Annotated in this window: 10 protein-coding genes and 1 pseudogene; 6 read left to right on the forward strand and 5 right to left on the reverse strand. The window is 52.1% G+C overall.

Annotated features, from left to right (window positions below):
- Window positions 1-156: 156 nt before the first annotated feature.
- From VJ109_RS05415 to VJ109_RS05425, 3 genes are all read right to left on the reverse strand, one after another.
- Window positions 157-897 (reverse strand): class I SAM-dependent methyltransferase, encoded by a 741-nt coding sequence (locus tag VJ109_RS05415; RefSeq protein ID WP_324759645.1) that lies wholly within the window; start codon window positions 895-897, stop codon window positions 157-159.
- 483 nt (window positions 898-1,380) lie between these two features.
- Entirely contained in the window at window positions 1,381-2,562 is a 1,182-nt protein-coding gene (locus VJ109_RS05420; protein WP_324759647.1) for an ISH3 family transposase, read from the reverse strand.
- A 537-nt stretch (window positions 2,563-3,099) separates the two neighbouring features.
- Complete coding sequence (locus VJ109_RS05425) at window positions 3,100-4,023, reverse strand: alpha-1,2-fucosyltransferase (RefSeq protein WP_324759649.1); 924 nt, start codon at window positions 4,021-4,023, stop codon at window positions 3,100-3,102.
- Between the two features lie 278 nt (window positions 4,024-4,301).
- On the opposite strand from VJ109_RS05425, the gene VJ109_RS05430 reads away from it, so the two are divergent.
- On the forward strand, window positions 4,302-5,162 hold the full coding sequence (locus VJ109_RS05430; RefSeq protein ID WP_324759651.1) for a sulfatase-like hydrolase/transferase: 861 nt from the start codon (window positions 4,302-4,304) through the stop codon (window positions 5,160-5,162).
- A 54-nt stretch (window positions 5,163-5,216) separates the two neighbouring features.
- Window positions 5,217-6,095, forward strand: a complete 879-nt coding sequence (locus tag VJ109_RS05435) for an FkbM family methyltransferase (protein WP_324759653.1) — start codon at window positions 5,217-5,219, stop codon at window positions 6,093-6,095.
- Window positions 6,096-6,186: 91 nt separating this feature from the next.
- On the opposite strand, the gene VJ109_RS05440 is transcribed toward VJ109_RS05435, so the two are convergent.
- A complete protein-coding gene (locus tag VJ109_RS05440) occupies window positions 6,187-7,866 on the reverse strand; it encodes a sulfatase-like hydrolase/transferase (RefSeq protein ID WP_324759655.1) in 1,680 nt (559 codons plus the stop codon).
- 96 nt (window positions 7,867-7,962) lie between these two features.
- Here VJ109_RS05440 and VJ109_RS05445 point away from each other — a divergent pair, with 96 nt between their 5' ends.
- A complete protein-coding gene (locus VJ109_RS05445; protein ID WP_324759657.1) occupies window positions 7,963-8,598 on the forward strand; it encodes an IS6 family transposase in 636 nt (211 codons plus the stop codon).
- Between the two features lie 98 nt (window positions 8,599-8,696).
- On the opposite strand, the gene VJ109_RS05450 is transcribed toward VJ109_RS05445, so the two are convergent.
- Window positions 8,697-9,542 (reverse strand): sulfotransferase domain-containing protein, encoded by an 846-nt coding sequence (locus tag VJ109_RS05450; protein ID WP_324759659.1) that lies wholly within the window; start codon window positions 9,540-9,542, stop codon window positions 8,697-8,699.
- 215 nt (window positions 9,543-9,757) lie between these two features.
- Between VJ109_RS05450 and VJ109_RS05455 the strand changes: the two genes are divergently transcribed.
- The 3 genes and pseudogenes from VJ109_RS05455 (at window position 9,758) to VJ109_RS05465 (ending at window position 13,061) form a co-directional block, all read left to right on the forward strand.
- Window positions 9,758-11,149 (forward strand): nucleotide sugar dehydrogenase, encoded by a 1,392-nt coding sequence (locus VJ109_RS05455; RefSeq protein WP_324759661.1) that lies wholly within the window; start codon window positions 9,758-9,760, stop codon window positions 11,147-11,149.
- 12 nt (window positions 11,150-11,161) lie between these two features.
- Window positions 11,162-12,301: a glycosyltransferase family 61 protein gene (locus tag VJ109_RS05460; RefSeq protein ID WP_324759663.1), complete on the forward strand. Its 1,140-nt coding sequence runs from the start codon at window positions 11,162-11,164 to the stop codon at window positions 12,299-12,301.
- Between the two features lie 81 nt (window positions 12,302-12,382).
- Window positions 12,383-13,061: pseudogene (locus tag VJ109_RS05465) on the forward strand (IS6 family transposase).
- Window positions 13,062-13,091: the final 30 nt, after the last annotated feature.

Below are 13,091 nucleotides of genomic sequence, written 5' to 3' on the forward strand. Positions count from 1 at the left end.
ATCGCCCTCCTGTTTTTTGATCGAACGAGAACCCAGTTTGGCTTGAAATTTTCACTTATTGAATTTTATATTGATATTTTTTGATGTTTAAACCTAATGGACCTCATAGAAAACATGTATTTGTTCTCAGGTACAGGAGAAACACTAATTTCTTTTTCAAGTCTGTGGTTTCGCATTAATATGAATGTGCCATCGATAATCACTTAACTTAGTTGATAAATAGTATTTAATCAGAGGGGGTAAGAGCCAATTGGTGAATTGGCCAAAGGGCGAGTTTGACAGCCACAACTCATCGACAGTAAATCCTGAACTCTCAACTAGTGACCTAGCTTCTTTCCTTGTGTACGTTTTCCAAATAGGATTTTCATACTTGTCCCACCACTCGATCTTTCGCTTGATATTATTAGGCAAGATATCACCGACCCGGAACCAATCATGTAAACTCTCCACAATATTTCGCTCTATACGAGCAAACGATTTTCTATGGTATAGGATAATCTCAAGACTTCCATCCGTCTGTAATGCATCCCTGAGATTTCGAAGTATCGCTTCTGGGTTTGGAGTATGATGCAAGACGCCGTAACAAATCACATAATCAAATTCTCCGGCTGGCAGTTCAATATCAGTTAGGTCGTCAACAATCAGTTCCGAAGGTTCGCAATCTAACTCATTAAATTGCGACCGAATAAATTGAATTGCGCTCCGTGACTGGTCGACAGCGGTGATATTCGCACCATAAAAATAGAGGTCAAATACTCTTGCACCCGCACCACACCCAGCCACTAAAACTCGTTTATTTCTGTATTTTTTGGCTCTTTCTAACTCAGTCAATACGGACTGTCTCCCGTATGGGCGTTTTTCATACAATTCATCTTTGTCGTGTTTTTTATTAGTCATCTTTGGAGAGGTGGGTATAGACGATAATAAATCCTATTCGAGTTCGTCGTGTCCGTCTAGGGGCTATAGGGCTGAGCGTGGTATTAATCTATCATTGTGACGATTATCCGCCGCTACTACAGTGGTTCCTACGGTATGCACTCTGACGAACGAGAACCTCGGAACAAGATTTCTAATTGAATTGGGACTTCGATCTACTGCCCCCAACCACTTCTTCACCGATATTGAACACATTGTTGACAAAGTCTTCGATATTTTGACAAGAGGATTGTCTGACTCGATCTATTCAACTTCACATATTCGGTAGTTCCCATCGTTCCTGATTGCTGACTCGATTTCTGGAAGGAACTGAACGAGATCAGAGCGACCGATTCAATGAGTCGAACAAAGACGGCGGTCTCACGCCAGTGAGAGCGCCGTCAGCCCAGACAAGAGGCGAAGCTGTCGCTTCATGTACAGGTCTGCCGCTGGACGCGGGCAGCTTCAGCCCACGTCCAGCTCGCTGTAGGTCGCCGGGATTCCGACACCGTTGGTTGGTGCTTCCCACTTCCGGCTCAAGGTGTCGTCAAGAGCGTGATCAACCCACTCCCGGAACACCTCGAAGCGGAACCAGACGGGTAGTGCTCGCCCGCCGCGTCGCGGCGTGGCGAGCACGCCCCATCGGACAATCGCCCAGAGGTTCCGTAGCAGGAAGCTCACGAGGATGAACAACAACCGAACGGCTGGATCGGTTGTACTCGTTCGCGCACGCGCTTCACGCATCGTCCGAAACGCTGTCTCGATGGCTGATCGTTTCTGGTAGAGAGCTTCAACTTCCTTCGGCGTGCGATCGGTCAGATCGCACGCCACGTAGGCCCGCACGAGCAACCCGTGTTTTCCTCGGTTGCCTTGTTGGTAGGAGACACAGACCGCGAGCGGGAAGCGCAGTTCCCGCTCGCTTCCCTTGTACATCACGTACTCCGTCCAGTAGGAGACCGTCGTGTCCAGTTTCTCGGCCATCTGCTTCCCACGGCGGACGATCGGAAGAGCGACTGGTGCCACGGCATCCAGTCGCTCGATTGATGCACCGTTGTAGAAGCCGCGGTCGGCGAGAAGTCCAGCAACATCGAACGGGAGGGCCGCGACGTGGTCGAGCAGTCGCTCGACCGCGTCGCTTGTTGGTTCGTCTCCACGGACGGGCGTGACGGCGACGACGAGTGGTTTAGCTCGGCAGAGGACGAATCCAGCGAGGTAGCGATGGCACTTGCTGGTGCCATCGCGGGGTTTCGTGTGGCAGAGTTCGCCACCGTCAGTGTGAGGACAACCGTGGTAATGGATATCGACGAAATCGATGCAGATGATCCTCGGACCGGGGCCGAGGATCATCGCCGCCTGTTGAGCGAAGATGTCGTTGACGGCGGCTTCAAGGTCATCTGCTGGAACGGTGTGCAGTTGTTTGAGGGTGTAATCGTCGGAGTAGCTTCCACGAGTGGTATCTGTGACGGCTTTGATGGACTTCTGATCGACAGCAGCTTGCAGCAGCGTTTGACGGATGATCCCGGAGTCGAAGCCGCAGCCTTCGACTCCAGGGATCGGAATCGCTGCGAGTAGATTAAGCGCTAAGGTTTCAAGGTCAGAGGCCGTAAGAACAGTGTCTGGGTGGTAGAGAAATTCCACAACACCCATCCAGACGCTTTCTGCGAACGTAACCTCGTCAGTTGTAACTATCCGCTGACTCGATGGGAACTACCGATATTGCATTGGTCGACTTATCTGAGAGTGATGCCAGCGATCCAGATACGTCGAAATACTACGACCCAACCGCTGGGGCCCAGTCTACAGCTAAATGGTCGTTTCAAACAGACAAAATTCTGACCGTAGCAGATACATAAACAGTCAGCAAGCGAGGAAGCGGCAACATGCGTCGTATGTACACTGACCATCAAGAGCCCATACAGATAGTCGTTGACAGCGCCTATGATACACTCAACTACCAAGACAATATGATGCTTGCAGTGATCTTGTCAGTTGTACCCGTTCAACGTACGAATCATTCAAAATCCGAAAGATATTGACTACAAGATCAAAGCCCGTATCGAAGAACACAACCAAGATGTTCAGCTGAAACAATCTGTGATGAGTTATACACCGTCTGAGTTGTTTTGCGAGCGTTTTGGAGTGAATTTCAAGCCGCGTTGATTGAATATCAAAGCCCTAAAGAAATCAACGCCAACGGAGTTTTCGCCAGTTATCTGGATAGTAATCCCACTTATCTAGAACACCATACTGATGGCCAAAACGTTTCCACGGATAGGGAGCGATAACTATCTTTTCGTCGTTGTCATTAAGCCACGCGCCCCACCAACTGAAGGTACTGTTCGCCATGATTTGGTGGTCACAAGACCGCATCAAACGGAGATCCTCGTAATCGGTCGTGCCATCTGTGTGACCAACGAACGTCATCTGGTCACTCAGGTGACGAAGATACCACTCCGACCACTCAATATCATCTGAAAAAACTAGATAGTGTGGGTCATCAACGTGTCCGGATATCACGTCCACAGCGGTTTTGAAATATTCGACCGGTAGTGCGTTTCCCTGACCAGGGCCTTGACGTACGTAGTCGCCACGTCTGACGTGAATGCTCACTGTCGTGTTATTCTCGATTGTTTCTACAATATCTTTACTTTCTTCGAGTAAGGGGGTCGTCACAGTGAAATCATCACGGAGTGTCTCTTCAACCCCAATCAGGTATTTGTAGCTCTGCCAGAACCCGTTCAAATACGCATCACCATTTATATCAACAATATCCGGATGGTACCTAGCTCTGTATGCCCAGTTCGGATCTGGACTGTCTGGTTCCCGACTCAGCTGGACGTAATAGTTCAAGTACCTCCCAACGTGGGCAGGAAAGTATGCTGAGAGCGGCGAGTTCGCGACACTCAATCCGTGTTTCCCGAATCGTATCACATCCAATATATCGTCCATAGTTGCACGCTCGCCTGCGATATCGAAGTTCTCGATCGTGTACGAGCGATCAGTAATATTCGGACCATCTGGGTTGTCGCCCTCGAACCACGAAAGGTCGAGTAAGAGCTGGTCATTGTTCTCGAGGGCAAGTCGTCTGCCGAGCGCATACTGAAACATTTGATTACCCAGGCCATCCGAGAGACGAGAAATGATCATTGCTCCAGCTATTCTGAGCGAGTTATTTAGCTATTGTTAATTATTCCGGTCCGCTCATATGGTTGATAACGTGTAGTAAAGTTCATTTTGGAGCAGCGACGAATAATACCATGCGTTGGCATCTGTCGCGTGCTCGGTCGATTCTCCGTAACCACGGCGTACTTTATCTCCTGTGGCGGACGTGTAGATTCATCTTCTACAAAACCCTCTCGCCAATTCAGAACTTCCACTACCACGTCATGAGTAGACGCGGTACTGATGTGATGGCTGAAGACTGGGATAACCTGATCATACTTGACGCCTGTCGATACGACATGTTTGAGGAAATGAACACCATTCCCGGTCGACTTGAGACGCGGGTCTCGAAGGGGTCTTCGACTGGGAACTTCCTCCGGAAGAACTTCACAGACAAAACAGTTTTAGACACTGTGTACGTCACGGCGAACCCGATGTATGTAGCCAAGAAGCATGGACACAAGAGCGCTATAGGTCGAGACACTTTCTTCAAGACCGTCGATGTATGGGAGGAAAACTGGGACGAAAATTTCTACACGGTTCCCCCGGATGAGATGGTTGAGCCAGCGAAAAGGGCACACGACGATCATCAAAATAAGCGCCTCATCGTCCACTTCCTCCAACCTCATCGACCGTGGGTCGGTAAAACAGGTAAGGAAATTACCGAACAGGCCGGGTCAAGTGCCATCGCCCGGATGGCTGGGTCGGGCGCTGACGAACGGACCGGCGACCGCGCATGGGCACTTTTGAAACAGGGGAAAATCACAAAGGAACAAGCTATGAAAGCCTACTACGAGAACCTCGAGATCGCGCTCCCCGCAGTCAATGAGCTGGTGGAATACTTCGACGGGAAAACTGTAGTCACTTCCGATCACGGAAACCTAGCCGGCGAGTATGCTTGGCCGTTCCCATTAAAAGGGCACGGACATCCGAACGAAACATTTACCAAACACCTAGTGAAGGTTCCTTGGCTCGTTATCGAGGGAGAGACACGAAAGAAAATCATCGAGGGGACCTCCGAGGTCACATCTGGCGGAACAGTTGATATCAATGACCGACTTGCCGACCTCGGATACGTTGACTGAGTTGAATAGAATGAGTCTGATGAAAGAGATATATCCATTGGCGTTGATTTTAAAATGAGAAATCTGCTGCTCCGGGCAATCAAAAAATATCAAACCGATGGTCTACTCCCTCTGTTGAAAGTGACCAGTCGGTTGTGTTATCGTAAACTGTTACTCTCTTATCTGCAGTTTTCACCACCCCTTCCGCCGCTAACGGTCCAACTGCAGGTCGACGACACAACTGCGAAGTTCACCGTCACGTCCCCCAAAGAGCTCAAACGACTGGGATACGGGGGATCCGTCGACGAATCACCGATACTTCGTGATTTCCTAACAAAGATCCGTGGAGACGACATCGTTTACGACGTGGGCGCAAACATCGGAACTCACACCGCTTTCGCCGCAAGCCGACTGAGTAGCGGGCGTGTGGTCGCATTCGAGCCGATGCCAAACAACCTTCGTAAACTTAGAGCAAATTGCACCGCTCTAAACGTGCCTATCGACATTCACGATGTCGCGCTTGCAGACGAAAACACTACTCGAGATCTGCATATTGTCGGTACCAAGAAGGCGGGCGAGGGAAGACACCGCCTCGGTGGATCAAATGGTGAGCAGACCGTATCTGTCCGGACTAGCCAAGCTGACGACTACGTAAAGGAGAACGGACTCCCACACCCCACTGTCGTGAAGATAGACGTAGAAGGAGCAGAGATGGCGGTGCTTCGTGGGATGCAAGATCTTCTGGCGGACTCCTCGTGTCGACTAGTCTACTGTGAGGTGCATCACGACTCACGACCCGAAACAGGATCTCCAGACATCCGCGATTATGGCCACGAGCCCAGCGAAGTCCGCGAATATCTTGTGGAATTAGGGTTCGAAGTCAAGCGGATCTATGAAAAGAATACACCAGTCCCAAAAGGCCACGTATTACGTGCCACCCGCAAGAGCGAATAAGTCGATGTAGGAATGGGGTATGGGGTCAATTAGTAGTTTGATCGCTAGACAAAATTCGACTGGGCCACGAAAGAGGGAGTGACAGTTACCTTTAGACCGTGTATCCCAAATCATCCAACCGGTCACGGATGATCTCCGGTTGCTCGGCATTCCCTCTGGACCTGTCGGAGTGTTCGAATTGCGTCTCGATAGTTCGTTCGCGGTTGAGTACGCGCTCACGCAATTGCACAGGCTCTCGTTGGTCGATCAGATTTTGTTGCTCAACAGGGTCGGCGTTGAGATCGTATAACTGCCAAGCGCTCTCGTCCTCGTAGTAGATTAGTTTCTCGCCGTGTGAACGGGCTGCAATGCGTTTGTAGTCGGTTCCGAGATGGCGGCCGACGTGATCCTCGTGCTCCGGAGAACTCGCCGTACGGAGCGTTTCCGCGATTACCGCCTTACGTGGCTCCGCGTAGATATCTTGACCATCAATGGTATCTGGGACGGATGTGTCGTGTACCACTTGGCTGTATACGGTTGGGAGCAGGTCCACATGGGAGAACAGTTTCGTGACAGGGTCTTTAACGCCGTCGTCGCCGGTCTGCGAGACGATCAGCGGGACGTGAATCAGTACGTCGTACAGTTTGGCGTTATGATCGGTCCCGCCGTGTTCACGGAACTCCTCGCCGTGGTCAGCCGTGAGCACAACGGCCGTCTCGCGGTCTAAGGACGCGAGACTGTCATGAAGGCGCGCAAGGTGGTCGTCAACGTACCGGATACACGCTTTGTACAGTGCCGTATAGGCCTCATACCACTGTTCGTTAGCTGCCTCGAAAGAGACCGATTCGTCGACTGCGTTAACGTACGTCTGGAATTCGTTAGTCCAGTCGTCAGCACTCCCAGGTAAGTACGGTCGGTGTACATCCATGTAATGGATCCAGAGATAACACGGCTCGTCTACGTCCCCAAGGTAATCAATCGCCTCGTCGGTGACCCGTTCGGCGTCGGCTACAGGCTTTTGCCGTGGTGGCTCATCATAGGTTGACCGCTGGAACCGTCTGTAAGCCGCTCTAACCGGCCCAACATCTCTGGCCCGTCGCTTGACCGAAGAGACGACCGACCGGCGAGCCGACTCGAACAGGCCAGGCTGTGACAGGTCTGCGTCAAGTTGGTCAGCGAAGGCCTCGAAGTCCGATTGTAAGAGATCCAATTCAGTCCTCAACGCCTTGTGGGTAGCTGCCACAGTGCCGGACTCCCAGTCAGTCTCTGCGAGGTACTTTTCGCAGCCGTCGATGGCTGTCTCATACTGCTCAATTAGGGCATCCCTGAGTTCAGTTTCGAGTTCAGTGAGACACTTCCCATCAGCGTACCCTTTTTCAACGAGATAGCAGGCGTGCTCCCGTACTTTCTCACCGAACTCATAGTATTCGAAGTAGTCATCGAATCCGGTCGGATAGTTCGACATATAGGACAGCCAGTGGTTTGTCGAAAATCCTGCAGTCCGGTATCTCGCTTCGGAGAACCATTCAGCGACGAACGTCCGATCGTCCGACAGTTTTAGCGGGCCGCCTCGGGAGAGTGGATATTCCGCCGTTGCAAGCCCTGGGAAACTGATCGGTGTCTGACTCGCAGTCGCGAAAGCATTCTCGAAACGATAACCAGTCCGTGCTAGTTCGTCGATGGTCGGCTCAACTCCCTCATTTACGTCGTTGTAACAGCCAAGATAGTCTGGGCGGAGACAGTCAATAGTGACCAGCACCACGTTTACGCGCTGGTCAAGGTCGATAGTCATTCAATCCACATAGTAGTAAATAAAAGGTTTGCCTGACCTAGTGGTAGTGTTCAGATAAGGATTGAAGGGTGAGGCGTAGCGTTTTCTGAGTGGTTCATGCCCGAAAACGCTAGCCTCAGCGGTAGTCTCGACCAATTCGACTTAGATTTTGTGGAGCGAGAAGCGACACCGCGACTGCTGATGAAGCTCAGTATTCAGCTGCATCTGGCTGGACTATCACTTTCAAATACTGTTTCAGTTCTTGAGATATTTGGTGTCCAACGCGCTCGTTCGACCGTGCATAATTGGGTTCACAAGTCTGATTTACAGCCCGAAGATGGTCAGTCACCGGATCACGTTGCGGTTGACGAGACCGTGATCCAACTCAATAATGAGCAATATTGGCTGTACGCTGCCGTCGATACGCAAACAAACGAATTGCTCCATACAAATCTCAGACCGACCACAACGAAGGTTCTAGCTCATTCATTTCTTGTTGAACTCAGCGAGAAATACGACGTTGACGACGCCGTGTTTCTCGTCGATGGCTCTAAATCGTTACAAGCTGCGTGTCACCGACATGGATTCGATTTCAGATACGAAAAACATGGAAATCGGAATGCGGTCGAACGTGTTTTCAGAGAAGTAAAACGGCGAACTATCTGTTTCTCAAACTGTTTCAGCAACGCCGAAGCAGAAACAGCCGACGATTGGCTCAGATCGTTCAGCTTCGCATGGAACCAGCTAATCTGAACACGATGGACCTGGTTGGGGTCATTTTCTGGACACACGAGTGTATCCAAACGAGGTGTAACCGCCAGCGGCGGCCAAAGGACTGTCAACGGGCAGAATCACGGCTGTGTCGGAAGATAGTCTAACCGGGTAAGAACATCACCAACTCTCTCAATAAGGTACTCATACTCCTCGTCGGTGAAGTACTCGTCACCGTAGTTCGTTTCTCCCTTGCGCATGAACGTGTAGTCCGGATTGGCTCCGTCTTTCTCTGGACTTCCATACTTCTGTTCTACCCGTTGCATATTCTCAAACGACGAGGCTTCGACAGCAGCCTCAATAACCTCCGAACTGATATCACGCTCCCAAAGCGAGCAGATCCGCCCGAGTTGCGCGGCAGGGTCGTCTTTCAAATCCTCAAACCTAATCAGGACATCCCAGTTATTCTCCCAGGACTCTACGTGATTGCGCCATGCCGGCAACCCGACCTCGGCATCGCGAATGAACTCGTCAAACGATCCATCATCATTGTTCCACCGATACTTGCGGTAGTGGTAGAACGACTCCATCACGTCAGCGGGATGGCGCACTATGTAGACTGTCCGTGTTTCTGGACTTAGCCACGGTTGCTCGTCGTATGGATTGCTGTTGCTGACCATTCGGGGAAAGCCTTCAACCGGCGGTTCGTCCGGAATCCCAGTTGCGACCCAGTCGTTCTTGTTACGGAAGTGAATCTCGTCGTCGCGACCCGCGGCCGCCACCATAGCGTTCGCTATCAGGAAGTGGACCCAATTGTTCCCTGACTTCGGAAAGCCCGATTTGATAAAATCTGACGGACCGTCAACTAGACGGATATACGTATACAGGGCCTTCTTTTGGGTCTCTCTAATAGCGAATTTCCCTGCTTTCCACGCTAATGGGATAGTTCCTTGCTGACGGTAGATCTCAGCAGCACGTCCCAACATATTCTAGTGATAATCAAAAGAGAAACCTAACGGTTTCGGCGTCGGCGGTGGCGAGACGGCAGTAATTGAGGTGTATAAATCTGGACATCAGACTATCATAACCAACTAAGTGGACCGGACGGCGATCGATAGCACCCCAGATTCCGGCAATCCAGAGAATCATCTACTGTAACATGGCGCAAATATATTTACGAACGCTTCACCGAACAGGAATCATGGACTATCAGGTGTCGGTCGTCGGGCTCGGTAAACTCGGGTCCTGTCTCGCGGCTTCGCTGGCCTACCACGGCTGTGATGTCATCGGAATCGATGTGGACGAGGACGTTGTCGAAACGCTGCAACAGGGCCAGTCGCCATACGACGAACCCATGCTTCAAGAGTACCTCGACGCGGCCGGAGACCATTTTATCGCAACAACAGACTATACTGCGGTTCGCCGAACAAACGTGACATTCGTGTTCGTCGATACACCGTCCTGTCGGGATGGCCGGTACGATCACGATACCGTCAGGACTGCCTGCCGGTCAGTCGGCCGGCAACTCCGGGCTGTCGACGACTACCATCTCGTTGTCGTACGCAGTACTGTGATGCCCGGCACGATAGACACAGAGGTGCGTCCTGTCTTAGCGGAAGCCTCGGACAAGATCCCAGGCGAAGACGTCGGCCTCTGTTACTGTCCCGAGTTTACGGCTGTCGGTGAGGTAGTGTCTGGAATGGAACGCCCCGATTTCTTCCTCATAGGCGAAGACGATGAACGCGCAGGTGATGTTCTCTCCTCGCTGTATCGCGAGTGGGTGGATAACCACTCCCCAGTTCTACGAACAGACATCTACAGTGCTGAGATCGCCAAGATGGCGGTCAATACGTATATTTCGATGAAGATTAGCTTCGCGAACACACTCTCGCAAGTCTGTCAAGGAACGGGAGGGAACGTCGATGACGTCAGCGAGATTCTCGGATACGATTCGCGGATCAATAGCGCCTACCTGACCGGTGGGACCCGGTTTGGAGGCCCCTGTTTCCCTCGCGACAACAAGGCATTCGCTACACTTGCCCGCTCGGCAGGCACTACAGCACCGTTGGCGACCGCAACCGACGAAGTCAACGACGGACACACCGGCTGGTTGGTTGATGCCGTTTCCGATGCCACCCCATCCGACGGGGCCGTCGGGATTCTCGGTCTGACGTACAAACCGGGCGTCACTCTAGTTGAGGAGTCACAGGGGATGCATCTTCTTGAATCGTTACGAGGGGAATATGCCCTTTCGTGCTGGGATCCAAACGGGGAAGAGCACGTCCGCCGGCATGTCGGTGACAATGTCCATACGCCATCGACATTGTCGGAAACGCTTTCTACCGTCGATACCGCCGTCGTGGCTGTCAGATGGGACGAGCTGACGGAAGCATCCACATACCGGGGGCACAATTTGACGGTCGTCGACCCTTGGAGGATCTTCGATCACGAGACTTTCGGCGGCTCAGTGACGTATGTCCCGCTGGGCGCCCCAATATCGGCAACGATCCGTGAGACAGACGACCAACAACTCGCGAAACGGGCCGAGTCTGGGGACACGACGCAATCGAGTCACAAGGCGAAAAAAGAGTAAACCAGGGGCACAATGGCCACACTGACAGACATACTGCAACATCTCCTGAACAACGCCCTCGTACAGCGGACAGTTGAGAATCGTTGTCTTGATCGCAGCGACCTGCGAGATCGCGCCGACCGGCTGCATGAATTCGGCGTGCCTGAGCAGGTGACGTTCGACCTGCCGGAATGTACGTCAGACCCGCCGCAAGTAATACGAGACTTTGCCGGGACAGTCGATACCCCTCGCCGGTTCGTTTGCGAGTTGAGCGATGTACGTCTCATCGGCCCGGAAGCGATCACCGTTACTGCGGACGGGAAGTACGTCCTTGAGAATGCACTGTGTAGCATCAAGCAACTCACGAACAGTCTAATCCACCCTACACTGACGACACGAACCCGTCGGTTAGGGTTCCGAGACAATTCCTCACACGAGTATGCCATATCGCTTGTGGGTCCTTGGGCCGACGGCTTCTATCACTGGTTCTCGGATTATTTACCCCGATTAATAGACTTGCGTGATTGGGAAGTTGAGACCGGCTACAGGCCGACAGTGATCTACCCCCCGAACTCACCGGGGTGGCTCGTCGACTCGCTCCGACTCGTCGGATATGATGGCGACCGCTTGCAGGAGTGGGACGGTGGGACTGCAACAGTTGATCATCTTGTCGTACCGTCACTGCCCAGACACCCATGGGGGGATCCCGCAACCCAGACGCTCTACACCCCACAGACTAGACGCTGGGTGAGAGAGAGGGTCAGAGAGAACGTTAATCATAGAAGGAAAGACACGCCTAGATTTGTCTTTGTATCACGTACTGACGCCTCGGAACGACGTATTCAAAACTCGACGGCTCTACTCAAAGCACTCGACGAGTTCGGTTTCGAATCGGTAGTCCTTTCGAATCGTTCTCTGCGTGAGCAGATTTCATTATTCACCAATGCCGAGTGTGTTGTTGCCCCCCACGGGGCAGGACTAACCAATATACTCTGGGGAACCGACCTTGATGTCATCGAATTATTCGGTTCATACGTGAACGTATCGTATTTCAGACTGGCAAAAGTTCTGGGACACAGATATTCGGCCATCCAGGGCAAACCGATAGGCGACGATATCCGAATCGACCCGGAAGAGGTACGGAGAACCGTAGAGTGCCTGCAAGACAAGTAAGAAATCATATCATCAAAAAAAGGACGGCACTGTCTAGTTGAGCGAGTTTGAGAAGCGAGGAGGTCGTAACAAGAAATGTTCATGCCGCTCGCAGACTTCCTCAGTGAGACGTTGAACGAGGACAATAAAGACGTTTGGGAGAACGAGCGCATCCCGATACCCGTCCGGCGGTTCGGGGTTCGTCTCCATACGGCAGGGCTGTCGATCAGGGAGAAGGTCACCATCTTAGACCTAGTGGGTGTCGATCGCTCTCACGATGCGGTCTGGAACTGGATTCAGACACTGTCTGAAGCCCAAAGCGACCCGCCGACGGCGGAGCCGTCGCGGGTCGTGGTCGACGAGAAACAAATCACGGTTGACGGAGAAAAGAGATGGTTATATGTCGCTGTCGACACTGACTCGAAGTTGCTGCTCGAAATTGACGTTATCGGCCGCGGCGGGACTGACCCCGCGGCCGCGTTCCTGCATCGGCTCACCGAGAAACACAATGTCGCCGAGACAGAGTTTTTCGTCGATGCTGGTGGCTATCTGACTGCCCTTGCTCGTCAGAAATTGAGCGGTCAGCTTGACTACCGAACTCGGAACCACGTCGAAAAATGGTTCCAGACTGTGACCATGCGAATCGACCGCTTTCGTTCCTTGGAGGGGCAGTCAATCCAGCGCGAAACAGTGGCTATGACGCTTCAGACACCACTACAACCACGAACGACCCAATCAAGCGCTCAACGGACGAACGCCAGCTGAGGAGGTCCAGAACTAGACAGTGCCGAAAAGACAAACGGATCGTGAT

Source organism: Haloarcula montana (assembly GCF_035666295.1).
In the GTDB taxonomy this organism is placed as follows: domain Archaea; phylum Halobacteriota; class Halobacteria; order Halobacteriales; family Haloarculaceae; genus Haloarcula; species Haloarcula montana.